16 protein-coding genes are annotated in these 17,847 nt (G+C 68.1%); 8 read left to right on the forward strand and 8 right to left on the reverse strand.

Going from position 1 to position 17,847, the window contains the following annotated elements; translation table 11 throughout:
- Positions 1–105: 105 nt before the first annotated feature.
- Both A6Q79_RS16540 and A6Q79_RS16545 read right to left on the reverse strand, forming a co-directional pair.
- Entirely contained in the window at positions 106–963 is an 858-nt protein-coding gene (locus A6Q79_RS16540; protein ID WP_288986980.1) for a cytochrome b/b6 domain-containing protein, read from the reverse strand.
- A gap of 47 nt (positions 964–1,010) precedes the next feature.
- A complete protein-coding gene (locus A6Q79_RS16545) occupies positions 1,011–2,714 on the reverse strand; it encodes a class I adenylate-forming enzyme family protein (RefSeq protein ID WP_317698805.1) in 1,704 nt (567 codons plus the stop codon).
- 134 nt (positions 2,715–2,848) lie between these two features.
- Between A6Q79_RS16545 and lgt the strand changes: the two genes are divergently transcribed.
- From lgt to A6Q79_RS16575, 6 genes are all read left to right on the forward strand, one after another.
- On the forward strand, positions 2,849–3,598 hold the full coding sequence (lgt, locus tag A6Q79_RS16550; RefSeq protein ID WP_317698806.1) for a prolipoprotein diacylglyceryl transferase: 750 nt from the start codon (positions 2,849–2,851) through the stop codon (positions 3,596–3,598).
- A 25-nt stretch (positions 3,599–3,623) separates the two neighbouring features.
- Entirely contained in the window at positions 3,624–4,661 is a 1,038-nt protein-coding gene (locus A6Q79_RS16555; protein ID WP_317698807.1) for an SAM-dependent methyltransferase, read from the forward strand.
- Positions 4,658–5,065, forward strand: a complete 408-nt coding sequence (locus tag A6Q79_RS16560; protein WP_317698808.1) for a GNAT family N-acetyltransferase — start codon at positions 4,658–4,660, stop codon at positions 5,063–5,065. Before A6Q79_RS16555 ends, A6Q79_RS16560 begins: the two co-directional genes overlap by 4 nt.
- Complete coding sequence (pgeF, locus tag A6Q79_RS16565; RefSeq protein ID WP_317698809.1) at positions 5,062–5,829, forward strand: peptidoglycan editing factor PgeF; 768 nt, start codon at positions 5,062–5,064, stop codon at positions 5,827–5,829. The genes A6Q79_RS16560 and pgeF overlap by 4 nt, the downstream gene beginning before the upstream one ends.
- A complete protein-coding gene (locus A6Q79_RS16570; protein WP_058812904.1) occupies positions 5,826–7,232 on the forward strand; it encodes a DASS family sodium-coupled anion symporter in 1,407 nt (468 codons plus the stop codon). The genes pgeF and A6Q79_RS16570 overlap by 4 nt, the downstream gene beginning before the upstream one ends.
- A gap of 74 nt (positions 7,233–7,306) precedes the next feature.
- Complete coding sequence (locus A6Q79_RS16575) at positions 7,307–8,599, forward strand: cystathionine gamma-synthase family protein (RefSeq protein WP_288986966.1); 1,293 nt, start codon at positions 7,307–7,309, stop codon at positions 8,597–8,599.
- A gap of 39 nt (positions 8,600–8,638) precedes the next feature.
- On the opposite strand, the gene A6Q79_RS16580 is transcribed toward A6Q79_RS16575, so the two are convergent.
- From A6Q79_RS16580 to A6Q79_RS16595, 4 genes are all read right to left on the reverse strand, one after another.
- Positions 8,639–9,400, reverse strand: a complete 762-nt coding sequence (locus A6Q79_RS16580; protein ID WP_317698810.1) for a haloacid dehalogenase-like hydrolase — start codon at positions 9,398–9,400, stop codon at positions 8,639–8,641.
- Between the two features lie 366 nt (positions 9,401–9,766).
- Positions 9,767–10,516, reverse strand: coding sequence for an SDR family oxidoreductase (locus tag A6Q79_RS16585; RefSeq protein ID WP_286689788.1), 750 nt, complete (start codon positions 10,514–10,516; stop codon positions 9,767–9,769).
- Positions 10,516–11,733, reverse strand: coding sequence for an acetyl-CoA C-acetyltransferase (locus A6Q79_RS16590; RefSeq protein WP_286689789.1), 1,218 nt, complete (start codon positions 11,731–11,733; stop codon positions 10,516–10,518). The genes A6Q79_RS16585 and A6Q79_RS16590 overlap by 1 nt, the downstream gene beginning before the upstream one ends.
- A 140-nt stretch (positions 11,734–11,873) precedes the next feature.
- Positions 11,874–13,019 (reverse strand): acyl-CoA dehydrogenase family protein, encoded by a 1,146-nt coding sequence (locus tag A6Q79_RS16595; protein ID WP_286689790.1) that lies wholly within the window; start codon positions 13,017–13,019, stop codon positions 11,874–11,876.
- A 120-nt stretch (positions 13,020–13,139) separates the two neighbouring features.
- Between A6Q79_RS16595 and A6Q79_RS16600 the strand changes: the two genes are divergently transcribed.
- Complete coding sequence (locus tag A6Q79_RS16600) at positions 13,140–13,718, forward strand: TetR/AcrR family transcriptional regulator (protein WP_144433659.1); 579 nt, start codon at positions 13,140–13,142, stop codon at positions 13,716–13,718.
- A gap of 74 nt (positions 13,719–13,792) precedes the next feature.
- Here A6Q79_RS16600 and A6Q79_RS16605 read toward each other — a convergent pair whose 3' ends face one another.
- Complete coding sequence (locus A6Q79_RS16605; protein WP_067855111.1) at positions 13,793–14,326, reverse strand: YceI family protein; 534 nt, start codon at positions 14,324–14,326, stop codon at positions 13,793–13,795.
- Between the two features lie 128 nt (positions 14,327–14,454).
- Between A6Q79_RS16605 and A6Q79_RS16610 the strand changes: the two genes are divergently transcribed.
- Positions 14,455–14,946 carry a MarR family winged helix-turn-helix transcriptional regulator gene (locus A6Q79_RS16610; protein ID WP_286689791.1) on the forward strand — a complete coding sequence of 164 codons (492 nt, stop codon included), beginning with the start codon at positions 14,455–14,457 and terminating at the stop codon, positions 14,944–14,946.
- Between the two features lie 78 nt (positions 14,947–15,024).
- On the opposite strand, the gene ettA is transcribed toward A6Q79_RS16610, so the two are convergent.
- On the reverse strand, positions 15,025–16,707 hold the full coding sequence (gene ettA, locus A6Q79_RS16615) for an energy-dependent translational throttle protein EttA (protein ID WP_067855106.1): 1,683 nt from the start codon (positions 16,705–16,707) through the stop codon (positions 15,025–15,027).
- Positions 16,708–17,847 lie beyond the last annotated feature (1,140 nt).

A 17,847-nucleotide genomic window follows, 5' to 3' on the forward strand; every position in this document is an offset into this window, starting at 1 on the left:
CCGCGGGCGCCTCGTTGACCCGATCGCACGCGGCGAGCAGCGGCAGCGCGGCTGCCATGCCGCCCGCGCGGACGATCAGTTCGCGTCGCGGCAGGATCAGGCCGTTCACGCGTCTTCTCCCGCGCGAGGCTTGTCGGCCGGCAGACGAAACCAGCCCGTAAGCATCGATCGCAGTTCGTTGACCGGTCCCGCAAGCAGCACCATCGCGATATGGACGAGGAAGAACGCAACGAGTGCCCAGGCAAGGATGAAATGGATCGAGCGCGCCGACTGGCGCCCGCCGAACAGGTCGAGCAGCCACGGCGCCGCGGCGTTCATCCCCGGCGACATCGTCAGCCCGGTCGCGATCATCAGCGGCAGCAGCACGAAGATCACGCCGATATAGCTGAGCTTTTGCAGGATATTGTACCGCGCCGCCGCTTCGCCCGTCGGAAAGCGCAGCCGGGCGTGATCCTTGATATCCTGCCAAATATGCCCCGGCGACCATTCGGGGCGCCGGACGTGCAGATCCTTGCGCAAATGCCCGCCGATCACGGTCCACAGCATATAGAGCGTCAGGCTGATCGCCAGCACCCAGGCGAAGAAGAGGTGCCAGCGCCGCCCGTCGGCAAGGCTGTAGCTGGTGGGAATCGTCGCCCAGCCCGGAAAGGCCCAGGTCTTCGTCGCGCCATTGGCGTCGGTCCAGCGGCCAAGCACACCCGTCGTATCGATCTCGACAGCGGCAATGCGGAGGTAGCCGCGATTCGCCTTCGACCCGATCGACAGCCACGGCTGGTCGTAGTTTGCGCCATATTGCCCCCAGTAGAGGCGCGGGTGCGCGTTGAAGATCATCAGCCCGCTCATCAGCATGACGAGCAGCGTCGCGGCGTTGATCCAGTGCCAAAGCCGCGTCGGCAGCCGATGGCGATAGACGCGCGGCGGCGGGGCGGCCGCGGGGGCGACGGGGGACTGGTCCTCTTCCATATCCCTCATTCGCTCCCGCTCCCTCTCCGGTTACGCTGTCGTTGCGATCATGCCGCGGGCTGAGCCGCAAATTCCTCGCGATATTTGTTGCGCAGGCTGACCTTGTCGATCTTTTCGCTGCCCAGCTTCGGCAGCGCATCGGTCGCCATCCAGATGCGATAGGGCACCTTGAACGCCGCCAGCCGCTCCTGCAGGAAGGCCGTCAGTTCGTTTGCATCGACGCTGCTCTCGGGTTTCAGCCACACGACAGCGCCGACTACTTCGCCCAGCCGCTCGTCGGGCAGGCCGAACACCGCACATTCATTGACGTCGGCATGTTCGTAGATCGCCGCCTCGACCTCCTGACAGCTGATATTCTCGCCGCCGCGGATGATGATGTCCTTCTTGCGATCGACGATGAACAGATAGCCGTCGGCATCGAGATAGCCGAGGTCGCCGGTGCGGAAATAGCCATTGTCGAAAAAGGCCGCCTTGGTCGCCGCCGGATTGTTCCAATAGCCTTCGAAATTGCAGATCGACCGGATGCACACTTCGCCGACCTGTCCCTGCGCGAGCGCCGCGCCATTGTCGTCGAGGATCGCGAGATCGACGAGCGGTTTCGACGCCGGGCCGGTCGAAAGCGGCTTTTCGACGTAATTTTCGTTGATGATGCCGCAGCCCACGGCGTTGGTTTCGGTAAGGCCATAGCCGAGCAGCGGCTTGCCTTCGCCCATTTCGGTCGCCAGGCGCTTCACATGTTCGGGCGGGCGCGGTGCCCCGCCGCCGGCGTAGCTTTTGCACGTCGACAGATCGTAATTCTTGCGGTTCGGATGGACGAGAATCTCGTAGCTCATCAGCGGCACGCCGACGAAATAATTGACCTGTTCGTCCTGGATCAGCCGCATCGCCTCTTCGGCATTCCACTTCGGCATCAGTACGAGTTTCCGGCCGAGCGCGAAGCTTTGCAGGAACACGGGGATTTCGGCGGTGACGTGGAACAGCGGGGTGCAGATCAGCGTCGCGGGCTGAATATCGGACATCTGCCCGTCTTCGGTCAGAAGATGGACGATGCTCGCGGTCTGGGTGACATAGTTGAAGATCGCCTGGACCACCGAACGGTGACGCGAATAGGCGCCCTTCGACTGACCCGTCGAACCCGAGGTGAAGAGAATCGTCGCCAGATCGTCGCCGGTGAGCACGGGCAAGGCGGTGTCGGCGCTGCCGCTGACCGGCGCGATCGCTTCGGCGATCGGGCGCGTGATGTCGAGCGTCACGACCTTGGCACTGTGCGTCACGCCGGGTTCGGCCAGCCGCGCCGCGCGCTGCGGATCGGCGATTACCAGCTTCGCCTCCGCATCCTCGATCCCCGCCGCCAGCTCGCCGCCCTGCCACCAGCCGTTGAGCAGGGTCGCGCAGCCGCCCGCGAGCAGGATGCCGAGGTAGCTGACGCACCAGGCATTGGCATTGCGCATCGCCAGCCCGACACGGTCGCCGCGCGCGACGCCGTGCGTTTCGATCAGTCCCGCCGCAACTTTCCGCGCGGCGGCATAGACCTGTTTGAAGCTCAGCCTTTCATCGCCTTCGACCAGAAAGGTGGCGTCGCCATGCTGCGCACAAAAAAACGCAACATAGTCGCCCAGATTCGTCGGCGCATTGGTGATGAAGGGCAGCGAACGCCCGTCCTTTTCGATGGATCCGACCTGGATCGGCCCGCCGGGGCCGGTGATCAGTTCATATGCGGCGTCCAGGCGCAGATCGAGCGCGGATGGCATCCTGTATCTCTCCTCTTGGTCTCGTGGCGCTTACCCCTTATGGGGAAGCCCTCTCCTGGGGAAGGTTCCGAGAATATATGTTTCTTTTTGCAACCCTAGCCGAAGCAACGCAATATGTGAACTTCCATGACCTGATGGGAGACAATAGCGCGATTGCCTTTTCGGTATTCGGGCTTCCGATCCGTTGGTACGCCCTCGCCTATCTCGCGGGCATTTTCGTCGGCTATTGGTATCTTACCAAGCTGATCGACCAGCCGGGCTCGCCGATGGCGCGCCGTCACGCCGACGACATGATCTTCTATGCAATGCTCGGAATCATCCTGGGCGGACGCATCGGCTATGTCCTGTTCTACAATCTGGAATCCTATATCCGCGATCCCGCCGCAGTCTTCCGCCTCTGGGACGGCGGCATGTCGCTGCACGGCGGCGTACTCGGCGTGCTGGTCGCGATCTGGTATGTAACGCGCAAGGAGAAGCTCAGCTTTCTGCGCTTCTGCGACTATGTCGCGTGCGTCGTGCCTTTCGGCCTCTTCTTCGGCCGCCTCGCCAATTTCGTGAATGGCGAACTTTGGGGCCGCGCCACGACGGTGCCGTGGGCGATCATCTTTCCCGAAAGCGGCACGATGGACCCGCGGCATCCCAGCCAGCTTTACGAAGCGGGACTGGAAGGCATCGTCATGATGGCGGTGCTCGCCTGGTTCTTCGTCGTCGAATATTTCCGCGAACCCGATGTTCAGCGCCAGTGGGTCGTCGATATGACCGGCCTGTCGATGGGCCAGTGGTTGACCGTGCCGATGCTGCTCGCCGGCATATGGCTCGTCGCGACCGCCAAGGGTCGGCGCAAGCGCGTCGAACCCGTCGCGGGGTCCGACAGCGTTGCCTGACGGACCGCCGACCCCCGACGATTTGATGAGGGAAATTGCCGCGGCGCGAACGGTGACGGTCGCCGACTATATGGCGGCGGCGAACGCGCATTATTACGCGACGCGCGACCCGCTCGGCGCCGCGGGCGATTTCACCACGGCGCCCGAAATCAGCCAGATGTTCGGCGAAATGGTCGGCGTCTGGATCGCCGACCTGTGGACCCGTGCGGGCGGCCCCGCCTTTCATTATGTCGAATTGGGGCCGGGGCGCGGCACACTCGCCGCCGACGCGCTGCGCACCGCCGCCCGCTTCGACTGCAAGCCGCAGGGACTCCATCTCGTCGAGACGAGCCCGGCGCTGCGCGCGGCGCAGTCGGCGCGCCTGCCGGACGCAGAGCATCATGACGAGATCGACAGCCTGCCGGACGACCTGCCGTTGATCGTCATCGCCAATGAATTTTTCGACGCGCTGCCCGTCCATCAATATGTGGCAACGAAGGACGGCTGGCGCGAGCGCATCGTCGTGCGTGGGGGCAACGGCATAACCGCTGCTCCGGACACGGTTCCCGCGGACGAGGCCATACCGCCGGCGCTGCGCGACCGCGCCGAAGGCACGATCGTCGAAACCGCGCCTGCCGCCGCCGCGGTGATGCATCAGTGCAGCGCACGGCTCGCACGGCAGGGCGGCGCAATGCTCGCGATCGACTATGGCTATTGCGGCCCCGCCACCGGCGACACGCTGCAGGCGGTAAAGGCGCATCGTTTCGCCGATCCCTTCGCCGATCCGGGCGAGGTCGACCTGACCGCCCATGTCGACTTCGCGGCGCTTGCCCATGCCGCGCGGCGCCCCGGCACGAACGTCTTCGGCCCCGTTGATCAGGGCGTCTGGTTACAGGCAATGGGCATTGACGCCCGCTTGCAGACGCTGGTCGCTGCCTCGCCCGAACGCGCGGCCGATTTGCAGGGACAGCGCGACCGGCTGGTCGCAGCCGATCAGATGGGAACATTGTTCCAGGCGATGGCGCTGACCGGCGCCGGCTGGCCGCAGCCCGCCGGATTCGATAGTTCGGGAGAGATTGCATGACCGACGTCACGCTCGCGACCGCCGCCGACGCCGACGCGCTGTCGCGCTTTGCCGAAGCCGCCTTCGTGCAGACCTTCGGCCACATCTATGATCCCCTCGGCTATACCAAGCTTGGTCCCATCGATTTCGATCTGCCCGAGGGGCAGCCGGCGGAGGGCGCGACCGAACTCCACCAGCTTTATGTCGCCGCCGAAGCCAAAGGGACGGGCGTTGCCGCGGCGCTGATGCAATGGGGCATCGACTGGGCGCGCCAAAGGGCATCGATCCTCTATCTGTCGGTCTTCACCGAGAACCCGCGCGCGCAGGCTTTTTACCGCCGCTATGGCTTCGTCGATGTCGGCCGCAACGCATTCCGCGTCGGCAACCATATCGACGAAGACCGGATCTGGAGGCTCGACCTGTGACCCCGCCTTTCACCACCGCCGCCCCGCTCGCCGGGGTCGCGCACGGATTTTTCGGACGGCGCGGCGGCGTGTCGACCGGCGAGCTTGCCTCGCTCAACTGCGGCGTGGGATCGGGCGACGATGCCGCGCTGATTGCGGAAAATCGCCGCCGCGTCGGCGCCGCCGTGCTGCCGGGCGCCGCGCTGACGGGGCTTTATCAGGTGCATGGCAATCGCTGCCACATCGTCGATGCGGACAGCGACCTTGCCGCCCGGCCCGAAGCCGACGCGCTGGCGACGCGCACGCCGGGCATATTGCTCGGCATCCTCACCGCCGATTGCGTCCCGGTGCTGTTTGCCGATCGCTCGGTGGGGGTCGTCGCGGCGGCGCATGCCGGGTGGAAAGGCGCGATCGCCGGGATCACCGACGCGGCGCTCGACGCAATGGAAAGCCTCGGCGCGCGGCGCAGCGATGTCGTCGCGGCGATCGGCCCCTGCATCGGCCGCGCGTCCTATGAGGTCGATGACGGCTTCGTGCAGCGCTTCGTCACCGACGATCCCGCCAACGAACGCTTCTTCGCGGCCGGCAAGCCGGGACACGCTATGTTCGACATCGCCGCCTATGTCGCGGCGCGCCTCGCGGCCGCGGGCGTCGCCAAGGTTGCCATCGGCGGGCAGGACACCTACGCCGAAGCAGAGGAATATTTCAGCTATCGCCGCGCCTGCCATAAAAGCGAGAACAGCTATGGCCGGCAGCTTTCGGTGATCGGATTGGGGGACGGATGACGCGCACGCGCCTGCTCGGGCTGATCGGCGGCTTGCTGGCTTTCGTCGCGATGCTGGCGCTGCCGGCCCCCGCGGGCATGGAACCGACGGCGTGGCGCGTTGCGGCGCTGACCGTCCTGATGGCAATCTGGTGGATGACCGAAGCGATGCCGCTGACCGTCACCGCACTCCTTCCCTTCCTGACCGTCCCGGCCTTCGGGGTGATGGACGCCAATGCCATCGCCAAGGAATATTATTCGCCGATCCTGTTTCTGATCCTGGGCGGTGCCTTCCTCGCACTCGCGATCGAGCGCGTCGGGCTGCACCGCCGGCTCGCACTGGCGCTGCTCAAGCGCGCGTCGCCGACCGCGACCGGGCTGCTCTTCGCTTTCATGGCGGCGACCGCGCTGCTCAGCATGTTCATTTCCAACACGTCGACCGCGCTCATCATGGTGCCGATCGCGCTGGCGGTCGTCGGAGCCGCCGGCGCCCGCGAGGGCGATACCGAGGGTTTCCCCGGCGCCGTGATGATGGGGATTGCCTTCGCCGCTTCGCTCGGCGGACTGGGCACATTGGTCGGCAGCCCGACCAACGCCATCGCCGCGGGCCTGATCGAGCGGACGCTCGGGCTGCACATCTCCTTCCTCGACTGGGCGATTTATGGCGTGCCGGTGGTGCTTGTGTCGGTGCCCTTTGCGATGATCGTCCTTGCGCGGGTGCAGCGGCTTGCCGAGCATCCGTTCGACGGGCGCGCGGCGGCGGCCGCGCTCGGCAACCAGGCAATCTGGTCGACCGCCGAGCGGCGCGTCGTGCCCGTGTTTCTGCTCGTGCTGATCGCCTGGGTGATGCAGCCCTGGCTCGAACCGCTGTTCCCGAAGGGCGCGCTGACCGACGGCACCGTCGCGGTGGCGGGCAGCCTGCTGCTGTTCGTCGTGCCCGACGGTACCGGCCGGCCGCTGCTCGTCTGGAAGGAAGCCGATCGCGCGCCCTGGGGCGTCATCATGATGTTCGGTGGCGGGCTTGCCCTCGCTGCCGCAATCACCGAGAGCGGACTTGCCGCCTGGCTGGGCGCGGTTCTCGCACCGCTCGGTTCGATCCCGACGATCCTCCTTGCGGCGGTGATTGTCGCGCTGACGATCCTGATCACCGAATTCGCCAGCAATGTCGCAACGGCGAGCGGCATCATGCCCGTGCTCGCCGCGCTGATCGCGGCGACCGGCACTGATCCCGTCCTCCTTGCCCTGCCGGTCGCGATGGCGGCAAGCTGGGGCTTCATGCTGCCATCGGGAACGGGCCCCAACGCGCTTGCCTGGGCGACGGGCAACATCGCTCTGCCGCGTATGCTCAAGGCGGGGCTGGCGCTCGATCTGCTCGGCGTACCGCTGCTGATCGGCATTATCTGGGCCATCGCCGCGCTTGCCTGACCCGGCTGACCGCGAACCGGTTTCAATCGTAACCAGCCTTGCTATAGCTGCGTGATCATTTTCAGGAGCATGTCATGGCCACGCGCGGCAAGAACAAGGCGAATATCGAAGCAGTCGGCGGCAAGAAGCTGACCCCCGCGACGCAGATGATGGGGCATGGCTATGACCCCTTTCTGTCCGAAGGCGCGCTGAAGCCGGCGATCTTCCTGACCTCGACCTTCGCGTTCGAAAGCGCAGCGGCGGGCAAGCGCTTCTTCGAACATATCACCGGCAAACGACAGGGGCCCGCCGATGGCCTTGTCTATTCGCGCTTCAACGGCCCCAATCAGGAGATCGTCGAAGATCGGCTCGCGCTGTGGGACGGCGCCGACGATGCGCTCGTCTTTTCGAGCGGGATGTCGGCGATCGCGACGCTGATGCTGGCGCTCGTCGGACAGAATGACGTGGTCGTCCATTCGGGGCCGCTCTATGCCGCGACCGAGACGCTGATCGCGCGCATCCTCTCGCGCTTCGGCGTCGGCTTCGTCGATTTTCCGGCAGGCGCGACGCGCGAGCAGATCGACGACGTGCTCGCCCGCGCCCAGGCGCTCGCCGACGAAAAGGGCGGCAAGGTCGCTCTCGTCTATCTCGAAAGCCCAGCGAACCCGACGAACGCGCTCGTCGATGTCGAGGCGGTGCGCGGCGCACGCGATGCCGCCTTCCCCGGCGACCACAAGCCCGCGATCGCGATCGACAACACCTTCCTCGGCCCGCTCTGGCAACAACCGCTCAAGCAGGGCGCCGAACTCGTCGTCTATAGTCTGACCAAATATGCCGGGGGTCATTCGGACCTGGTCGCGGGCGGCGTGGCGGGCGATCAGCGGCTGATCGACATCATCCGGCCGATGCGGAACACGATCGGCACCATCTGCGATCCCAATACGGCGTGGATGCTGTTGCGCAGCCTCGAGACGCTCGAACTGCGCATGAGCCGGGCGGGCGAGAATGCGCTGAAGGTCTGTACCTTCCTGCGCGATCATCCGAAGGTCGAGGGCCTCGGCTATCTCGGTTTCATCGCCGATCCGCGCCAGCAGCACATCTTCAACCGCCACTGCAGCGGCGCCGGATCGACCTTCTCGCTGTTCATCAAGGGCGGTGAGGAAGAGAGCTTCCGTTTTCTCGACGCGCTCAAGATCGCCAAGCTTGCGGTCAGCCTCGGCGGCACCGAAACGCTCGCCAGCCATCCGGCGGCAATGACGCATCTGTCGGTCCCCGACGAACGCAAGAAAGCGCTGGGCATCACCGACAATCTCGTCCGCATCTCTATCGGGATCGAAGATGCCGACGATCTGATCGCCGACTTCGCGCAGGCACTGGACGCGGTCTGAGCGCAGGGGAGGCTGGCGCCTCCCTTACCGCCGAGCCGGCTATGTCTTCTGCCGCCAGTCGACGACGGCCCATCCCCGCTGCGGCGCCAGCTTCTTCAGCGCGCGCGACGGCGTCGTCGCCACCGCCTCGTCGGCGAAGCCCAGCATCGGATGATCGGAGACATGATCCGAATAGGCGCGGATATGCGCGTCTTCGCGGGTGATGGCATTATCGGCGAGCCATTCGCCGATGCGCGCGAACTTGGCCGCGCCATAGCAATTGTCGCCCGCCAGCCGCGCGTGGGCGTAGAGGTCGGCCGGGTCCGCCCCCGCCAGCGCCTCCACCACGTACGCGCCCTGGGAGTGCCCGGCGCAGGCGACCGGCGGCGTCGCGACGACGTCGAGGCCCTGACGCTGGAGGGCGGCGAGGCCGGCCAGCTGGGTCAGCAGGATGCCGGGCACCGACACCGCGGGCGCCTGCAGCGCCGCCGCGTCGGGGACCTCAGGAGCGTCGTCGTCCTCGGCCGACTCGCCGACGGCGAGCGCGTCGAGCCAGGCGAGCGGCGCGACGTCGACGCCCGTGCGCAGCAGCTCGGCGGCGACCGGCGCAAGACGCTGCTCGGCGCGCGCGACGAGACCGGCGACGTCGGACTCGAGGGCGAAGTCGCGCACGAGCGCGGCGAGCGGCTCGAGCCACGGCTCCCCCTGCCCGCCGGCGACCACGGCGTAGCGCTGGCCCCCTCGGAGCCGGTCGACCAGCGCCTCGCGGCGGCCTCCCGTGGCGGTGGTGGTGCTCGTCGGGCTCGTGGGGGTGGTGGTCACGTCGTGATACCTCGCTGCGACAGGTGGGCGGAACCCCCATCGTCGCAAAACGTGAGAGGAACCTCAAGTTTATTCCGAGGGTTTCCTCATGTTCTTCGTGTCACACGACGCGGCGCACGCCACCCGCCCGCTTCTCCTCCCCCCCATCGGTGCCTGGGCAACCGCAGACACGCTCCTGTCGTTGCCCCGACACCGACCGGCCGACCTCCTGCGCATCGGTGCCTCAGCAACATCAGGGGCACTCCTGCGGTTGCAGATCCACCGATGGACGGGGAAGGTCACGCAGCGCAGCAGCAGGTCCTCGGCACAGACGGACGACCCCGCAGCCACCAGGTGGCCGCGGGGTCGTCGAGGACGGCAGCGACGTCAGACGCCGCCGGTCAGCAGGAGGCCGCCGTCGGCGGTGATCGTCTGACCGGTCAGCCAGGCCGCGTCGTCGGACAGCAGGAACCCGACGACGCCGGCGATGTCCTCGGGCAGGCCGAGTCGCTTGAGCGGGTACGGGGCCGACACCTCGTCCTCACGACCGTCGTAGAGCGCCTTCGCGAACTTCGTCTTCACGACGGCCGGCGCCACACCGTTGACCCGGATGTCGGGGCCGAGCTCGACCGCCAGCTCCTCGGTCACGTGGATGAGCGCCGACTTCGACGCGCCGTACATGCCGATGTTCGGGGCCGGCTTCGGCCCGGCCACCGACGACACGTTGACGATCGCGCCGCCGTGCTCGCCCATCCACTGCCGGTACGCCTGCTGCGCCCACGCGACGGCCGACAGCACGTTGACCGCGAAGATCTTCGCCGCGGCCTCGAGGTCGATGTCGATCATGCGGCCGTACACCGGGTTGATGCCGGTGTTGTTCACCAGGAAGTCGAGCCGACCGAACCGCTCGATCGCGGTGCGGACCGCCTCCTCCTGGTGCGCGGCGTCGTCGCCCGAGCCGGCCACGAACGCGGCCCGGTCGGCCCCGAGCGACGCCACGGCCTCCTTGAGCGCGTCGGCCTTGCGTGCCGTGACCAGCACCTTTGCCCCGTCGTCGACGAGTCGCTGCGCGATGCCCAGGCCGATCCCCCGGCTCGCGCCGGTGACGATCGCGACCTTGCCGTCGAAGCGACCCATCAGGACAGCCGCTCGATGACCATCGCCATGCCCATGCCGCCGCCGACGCACATCGACTCGACGCCGAACTGCTTGTCGTGCCACTGCAGGGAGTTGATGAGCGTGCTGGTGATGCGCGCGCCGGTCATGCCGAACGGGTGACCGACGGCGATCGCGCCGCCGTTGACGTTGAGCTTCTCCAGCGGGATGCCGAGCACCTTCGCCGAGCCCCACGACTGGACCGCGAAGGCCTCGTTGATCTCGTAGAGGTCGATGTCGTCGATGCCCATGCCGGCGTTGCGCAGGGCGGCCGGGATGGCCTCGACCGGGCCGAGGCCCATGATCTCCGGAGACAGGCCGGTCACGGCGGTGGAGACGATGCGCGCGAGGGGCGTCAGGCCGAGCGCCTTGGCCTTCTCGTCGCTCATGATGACCACGGCGGCGGCACCGTCGTTGAGCGGACACGCGTTGCCGGCCGTCACGGTGCCGTCGGGACGGAATACCGGCTTGAGCTGGCTCACGGCCTCGAGCGTGACGCCGGCGCGGGGTCCGTCGTCCTTCGAGACGACGGTGCCGTCGGGCAGCGTCACCGGGGTGATGTCCTTCGCCCAGAAGCCGGACTCGATGGCCGCCTCCGCGAGGTTCTGGCTGCGCACGCCGAACTCGTCCTGCTCCTCGCGGCTCATGCCGAGGTGCTGGGCGACGTTCTCGGCCGTCTGGCCCATCGCGATGTAGAGGTCGGGGAGCTCGCCGCCCTCGCGCGGGTCCGTCCAGGTGTCGGCACCGCCCTCGGCGCGCTTCGCGGTGCGGGCGATCGCGTCGGCGAACAGCGGGTTCTCCGAGCCGGGCAGGTCGGAGAAGCCGTTCTGGAAGCGGCTCACCGTCTCCACGCCGGCGGAGATGTAGGCGTCGCCCTCACCGGCCTTGATGGCGTGGAACGCCATGCGGGTGGTCTGCAGCGACGACGAGCAGTAGCGGTTCACGGTGACGCCGGGCAGGTGGTCCATGCCGGAGAGCACGGCCACGGCACGCGCCAGGTTGTGACCCGCCTCGCCGGCCGGCTGGCCGACGCCGAGGTGCAGGTCGGTGATGTCCTTCGGGTCGAGCCCGGGGACCTTCTCGAGGGCGGCCTGCACCATCTGCACGGTGAGGTCGTCGGGACGCATGTCCTTCAGCGAGCCCTTGACGGCGCGGCCGATGGGCGAGCGGGCGGTCGAGACGATGACGGCTTCGGTCATGGTGCTGCCTTCCGGTGGTGGGGTGGTGCGGCGTCGTGCAGGTGCGGGGCCCGTGCCCCCGCGATCAGCTGGGGCGGTGGAGGGACCCGGCAGGGGTGCCGGGACTCCGCGATCAGCTGGGGCGGCAAAGGGACTAGCGCTCAGAGGCCGAGGTCGCGGCCGATGAGCTCCTTCATGATCTCGTTGGAGCCGGCCCAGATGCGGGTCACGCGGGCGTCGCGCCAGGCGCGGGCCACGCGGTACTCGTTCATGAAGCCGTAGCCGCCGTGGATCTGGACGCAGTGGTCGAGCACCTGGTTCTGGACGTCGGAGGTGTACCACTTGGCCTTGGCGGCGTCGACGGCGCTGAACTTCTTCTCGGCGTGGGCGGCGACGGCGTTGTCGAGGTAGGCCTCGGCGACCTCGATCTTGGTGACGAGCTCAGCGATGAGGAACTTGTTCCACTGGAAGTTGCCGATGGCCTGGCCGAACGCCTTGCGGTCCTTGGCGTACTGGATGGTCTCGACGAGGATCTGCTTGGCGTGGGCGATGTTGGAGATCGCGCAGCTGAGCCGCTCCTGCGGGAGCTTCTGCATCATGTGGATGAACCCGCGGTCGAGCTCGCCGATGATGCGGTCGTCGCCGACGCGGACGTTCTCGAAGAACAGCTCGGCGGTGTCGGACTCGGTCTGGCCGACCTTGTCGAGCTTGCGGCCGCGACTGAAGCCCTCGTCGCCGGCCTCGATGGCGAAGAGGGTGATGCCCTTGGCGCCCTTCTCCGGCGACGTGCGGACGGCGGTGACCACGAGGTCGGCGCTGTAGCCGTTGGTGATGAAGGTCTTGGAGCCGTTGATGACCCACTCGTCGCCGTCGCGGACGGCGGTGGTCTTCAGCGCGGCAAGGTCGGACCCGCCGCCGGGCTCGGTCATGCCGATGGCCAGCAGGCACTCGCCCGACGCGATCTTCGGCAGCCAGCGCTCCTTCTGCTCCTGCGTGCCGAGCTCGACGATGTACGGCGCGGTGATGTCGGAGTGGATGCCGACGCAGGACGCGAGGGCGGCGCTGACCTTGCTGAGCTCCTCGGCCCAGACGGCGTTGAAGCGGAAGTCCTCGGCGCCGGCGCCGCCGAACTCCTCGGGGATCTCCAGGCCGAGGAGGCCGAGCTCGCCCGCGGCCAGCCAGAAGTCGCGTGGGAGGGCCTTGTCCTCGATGTACTGCTCGATGTGCGGGGCGACCTTCTTGGCCAGGAACGTCGCGCAGGTGTCGCGGAAGTCCTCGTGGTCGGCGGTGTAGACGGTGCGGTCCATCGGGTCCCTCGTGCTCTGGTGTGTCTCGTGCTCGGACGTGAAGTGACGCGCCAGTAGGTAAGCGCTTGCTTAGCGTGCCCGGCATGGGCCATGCTGTCAACCGACGAAAGGGACGATGTCATGACCGCCACAGCGCGCGAGCGGCTCCTGGAGGCCGCCGTCGAGGCGTTCGCCGAGAAGGGCTTCACGGCGACGACGACCCGCGACATCGCGGCGCGCGCCGGCATGAGCCCGGCAGCGGTCTACGTCCACCACGACACCAAGGAGTCGCTGCTCTTCACGGTCAGCATCGACGGGCACCGCTCGGCCCTGCAGGTCGTGGAGTCCGCCGACGACCCCGCCGCCGCCCCGCCCGAGCGTCTGCGGCGCTTCGTGCACGACTTCAGCGCCTGGCACGCGTCGCACAGCCGCGTCGGCCGCATCGTGCAGTACGAGTTCGACGCGCTGACCCCGGAGCACCGCTCCGAGGTGGCCGCGCTGCGTCGCGCCATCGAGCGCGTCATGCAGCGCGTGCTCGAGGCGGGCGTCGCCTCGGGCGACTTCGCCGTCGACGACGTCGTCGGCACCACCCGGGCGATCCTGTCGCTCAGCATCGACCTCGTGCGCTGGTTCTCCCCCACCGGCCCGCAGACGCCGCAGGACGTCGCCGAGCTGCACGCCCGCCTGGCGCTGCGGATGGTCCTGGCGCACGACGACTGACGGCGCCCACCCGAAAGGGTGGACGCCGCCAGAGGTGCTGTCGCAGTCGCGCTGCGCAGGGGTGCGGTGCGAGCTCAGGCCTCGAGCACGGCCTCCGCGTTGATCGTGATGGTGATCTTGTCGCCGATCATGACCTTGTCGCCCTCGAGCGGGATGTTGAAGTCGATGCCGAACTCCTTGCGGCTGATCTCGCCGGTGGCCTCGACGCCGACGCGCGTGCCGCCCCACGGGTCCTTGCCCTCGCCGAGGAAGTCGACGTCGAGCTGCAGGGGCTTGGTGACGCCCTTGATCGTGAGGTCGCCGTTGACGACGAAGGACTCGTCGGACTTCTGGACGACGCCGGTGCTGGTGAAGGTCATCTTCGGGTGCGTCTCGGTGTCGAAGAAGTCGCTCGAGCGCAGGTGGTTGTCACGGTCGGCGGTGCCCGTGTTGATCGAGGAGAGGTCGACCTCGACGCTGACCTTCGAGTCGCTGATCGGGTCGGCGCTGACGATCGAGCCCTCGAAGGTCTCGAACTTCCCGCGGACCTTGCTCATGATATGACGCACGGCGAAGCCGATCTCGGTGTGCGTGGGGTCGAGGTTCCAGGTGCCGGTGGTGATGCTCATGAGGTGTCTCCTGAAGTCGGGGTGCGGCTCGTGGTTGAGCCGTCAACGAGGAAGACGCTACCATGTAGTTGAAGCCTCAATCAACACCCTCTCCTGGACTGCCTCGCCACGAACCTAGGATGTGCCCCATGACCAGCGCCCCCATCGACGAGAACTCGGACACGACGCCCTGGCTCGACACCGAGCAGCAGCGGTGGTGGCGCTCCTACCTCGGCGGCTCGACGGTGCTCCTCGACCAGCTCGACCGCGACCTGCGCGCCGCGCACGACCTCTCGATGGCCGAGTACGAGATCCTCGTCCGCCTCTCCGAGGCCGAGGACCGCTCGATCCGCATGGCCGAGCTCGCGGCCGCCGTCTCGCACTCGCGCAGCCGCATCACCCACACCATCGCCCGACTCGAGCGTGACGGCATCGTGCGCCGCGCCGCGAGCTGCACCGACGGTCGCGGGGTGAGCGCCGTGCTCACCGACCACGGCCACGACGTGCTCGCCCAGGCCGCCCACACCCACGTGCGCGGCGTCCACGACTACCTCGTCGCACGCTGCAGCCGCGAGGACCTCGCCGCCGTCGGGCGGGTCCTGGAGGCCGTCCGCACCGGCCTCGAGGGTCGCGGCTTCTGACGTCGGGCCCCGCCTCGAGTCACCGACGCCCCTTCCTGAGCCAGGAAGGGGCGTCGGCGTCTCGCATGACGGGAGTGCTCAGTCGCGGGTGAGGCGACGGTGCGTGACGCGGTGCGGTCGCGCCGCCTCCTCGCCGAGTCGCTCGATCTTGTTCTCCTCATAGGACGCGAAGTTGCCCTCGAACCAGAACCAGCGGCCCGGCTCGTCCTCGGTGCCCTCCCACGCCAGGATGTGCGTGGCGATGCGGTCGAGGAACCAGCGGTCGTGCGACGTGACGACGGCGCAGCCCGGGAAGTCGAGCAGCGCGTCCTCGAGCGAGGACAGGGTCTCGACGTCGAGGTCGTTGGTGGGCTCGTCGAGCAGCAGCAGGTTGCCGCCCTGCTTGAGGGTCAGCGCGAGGTTGAGGCGGTTGCGCTCACCACCGGACAGCACACCGGCCTTCTTCTGCTGGTCGGCGCCCTTGAAGCCGAAGGAGGCCACGTAGGCGCGGCTGTTCATCTCGAAGTTCGCGACCTTGATGAAGTCGAGCCCGTCGGAGACGACCTCCCAGACGTTCTTGTCGGCGGCGATGCTGCCCCGGCTCTGGTCGGCGTAGGAGATCTTGACCGTCTGGCCGACCTCGAGGGTCCCTGCGTCGGGCACCTCGTTGCCGGTGATCATGCGGAAGAGGGTGGTCTTGCCGACGCCGTTCGGGCCGACGACGCCGACGATGCCGGCGCGCGGCAGCGAGAAGCTGATGTCGTCCCACAGCGTGCGGCCCTCGAAGCCCTTGCTGAGGCTCTTCGCGTCGAGCACGACGTCGCCGAGGCGCGGACCGGCGGGGATGTTGATCTCGCTCGTGTCGATCTTGCGGGCGCGCTCGGCCTCGGCCGCGAGCTCCTCGTAGCGGGCCAGACGCGCCTTGCTCTTGGCCTGACGGCCCTTGGCGTTGGAGCGGACCCAGTCGAGCTCCTTCTCCAGCATCTTGGCGCGCTTGGCGTCCTTCGCGCCCTCGATCTTGAGGCGCTCCTTCTTCGTCTCCAGGTAGGTGGAGTAGTTGCCCTCGTAGCCGTGGATGCGGCCGCGGTCGACCTCGGCGATCCACTCGGCGACGTTGTCGAGGAAGTAGCGGTCGTGGGTGACGGCCAGGACGGCGCCCGGGTAGGTCTTGAGGTGTCCCTCGAGCCACTGCACCGACTCGGCGTCGAGGTGGTTGGTGGGCTCGTCGAGGAGCAGCAGGTCGGGCTGCTGGAGCAGCAGCTTGCACAGCGCCACGCGGCGGCGCTCACCACCGGAGAGGTGGTCGACGAGCTCGTCCGGCGGCGGGCAGCGCAGCGCGTCCATCGCCTGGTCGAGGCGCGAGTCGAGGTCCCACGCGTTGACGCTGTCGAGGAACGTCTGCAGGTCGCCGGTCTCGGCCATGAGGGCGTCGTAGTCGGCGTCGGGCTCGCCCATCTCGGCGTACGCCTCCTCGAGGCGCTTCATCTTGTCCTTGACCTCCGAGACCGCCTCCTCGACGTTCTCCAGGACGGTCTTGCCCTCCGTGAGGGGCGGCTCCTGCTGGAGCATGCCGACGGTGGCCTCGGGGTCACGGACGATGTCGCCGTTGTTCGGCTGGTCGAGGCCGGCCATGAGCTTCAGGAGCGAGGACTTGCCCATGCCGTTCGGCCCCACGACGCCGATCTTGGCGCCGTGCAGGAACGAGAGGGTCACGTCGTCGAGGACGACCTTGTCGCCGTGGGCCTTGCGGACGTTGCGCAGGGAGAGAACGTAGTCAGCCATAGGGCACCCAGCGTACCGACGGCGGCCGACGTGCCGCGCCTCGCGGTGGTCCGCGACGTCCGCGGACTCAGCCCAGGGCGCGCAGGATGCCCGAGCGGTAGCGCTCGTAGCGGTCGAGCTCGGCCTGCAGCGGCGCGACCACCTTCTGCTCGGAGACCTCGGCGACGGCGCGACGCCGAGGAGGAGCAGCAGCGGCAGCGACGTGCCTGCCACGACCGGCGCGTCACCCACCTGCCAGCCCACGAGGCCGCTGAGCAGCTCGACCGCTCCCCAGCCGACGCCGACGACGAGCGCCGCGAACGCGATCCACTGCAGCACGTCGACCGCGCGCCACCAGAACGGCGTGCGGGACAGGCCGAGGTCGATGCGGTCGACGGTCTCGTCGAGCTCGCGCACGACGTCGGCGCTCGTGCTCACCGACGCCTCGCGCACGGCGTCGCGCCAGGGTCGCTCGAGGCCGACGGCCGCCTTCTCGGAGATCTCGCGCACGGCCGACTCGGCCTGGGCGCGCTGGACGTGCCCGACCGAGGGCCGCACGGCACGCGAGAGCGAGGCGATGGAGCCGTCGGGGTCGATCCCGAGCTCGCGCAGCGGGTCCTTGCGCAGGCGTCCGACCCAGCGCAGCGGCGGCCAGCCGGTGTGGCGGCGCGCGGTGCGCAGCGTCGAGGCCTCCACCGCCTCGACGAGCTGCGGTGCGCCGACGCTGTCGAGCAGCGCGAGGTCGAGCGCCTGGCGGTCGATGTCGGTGATGCCCGGGATGTCGCTGCGGCCCCCGACCGTGACGATGCCCGCCGCCGACGCCGCGATGTCCTGCGCGAGGCGCTCCTTGGCGGAGGCCTTCGCGCGGATGCGGCGCGCGAGCTCGCGCTTGAGGTCGTCGACCCCGTCGCCGCGGTGCGCGGAGACGCCGAGGACCGGCACGCCCGGCAGACCCTCGCGGTCGAGGATGGCGCGCACGTCGCCCAGCGCCCGCTCCCGCTCGGAGAAGTGGATGCGGTCGATCTGGTTGAGCACGACGAGCGTGACGTCGCGGTAGGCCGCCATCGGCCGGATGTAGCGGTCGTGGATGGCCGCGTCGGCGTACTTCTGCGGGTCGAGGACCCAGATGAGGAGGTCGGCGTACTGGACGAGCCGGTCCAT

Source organism: Aeromicrobium sp. REDSEA-S32_B7 (genome assembly GCF_001626145.1).
Taxonomy (GTDB): Bacteria; Actinomycetota; Actinomycetes; order Propionibacteriales; family Nocardioidaceae; genus Aeromicrobium; species Aeromicrobium erythreum.

Excerpts from the sequence above, each read along its gene's own strand:
- A6Q79_RS16575 (WP_288986966.1), top strand. The coding sequence starts at position 7,307 with ATGGCCACGCGCGGCAAGAACAAGGCGAATATCGAAGCAGTCGGCGGC.
- A6Q79_RS16540 (WP_288986980.1), bottom strand. The coding sequence starts at position 963 with ATGGAAGAGGACCAGTCCCCCGTCGCCCCCGCGGCCGCCCCGCCGCCG.
- A6Q79_RS16600 (WP_144433659.1), top strand. The coding sequence starts at position 13,140 with ATGACCGCCACAGCGCGCGAGCGGCTCCTGGAGGCCGCCGTCGAGGCG.
- A6Q79_RS16610 (WP_286689791.1), top strand. The coding sequence starts at position 14,455 with ATGACCAGCGCCCCCATCGACGAGAACTCGGACACGACGCCCTGGCTC.
- A6Q79_RS16590 (WP_286689789.1), bottom strand. The coding sequence starts at position 11,733 with ATGACCGAAGCCGTCATCGTCTCGACCGCCCGCTCGCCCATCGGCCGC.
- A6Q79_RS16605 (WP_067855111.1), bottom strand. The coding sequence starts at position 14,326 with ATGAGCATCACCACCGGCACCTGGAACCTCGACCCCACGCACACCGAG.
- A6Q79_RS16560 (WP_317698808.1), top strand. The coding sequence starts at position 4,658 with ATGACCGACGTCACGCTCGCGACCGCCGCCGACGCCGACGCGCTGTCG.
- A6Q79_RS16570 (WP_058812904.1), top strand. The coding sequence starts at position 5,826 with ATGACGCGCACGCGCCTGCTCGGGCTGATCGGCGGCTTGCTGGCTTTC.
- A6Q79_RS16595 (WP_286689790.1), bottom strand. The coding sequence starts at position 13,019 with ATGGACCGCACCGTCTACACCGCCGACCACGAGGACTTCCGCGACACC.
- A6Q79_RS16555 (WP_317698807.1), top strand. The coding sequence starts at position 3,624 with ATGAGGGAAATTGCCGCGGCGCGAACGGTGACGGTCGCCGACTATATG.
- ettA (WP_067855106.1), bottom strand. The coding sequence starts at position 16,707 with ATGGCTGACTACGTTCTCTCCCTGCGCAACGTCCGCAAGGCCCACGGC.
- A6Q79_RS16545 (WP_317698805.1), bottom strand. The coding sequence starts at position 2,714 with ATGCCATCCGCGCTCGATCTGCGCCTGGACGCCGCATATGAACTGATC.
- A6Q79_RS16585 (WP_286689788.1), bottom strand. The coding sequence starts at position 10,516 with ATGGGTCGCTTCGACGGCAAGGTCGCGATCGTCACCGGCGCGAGCCGG.
- lgt (WP_317698806.1), top strand. The coding sequence starts at position 2,849 with ATGGGAGACAATAGCGCGATTGCCTTTTCGGTATTCGGGCTTCCGATC.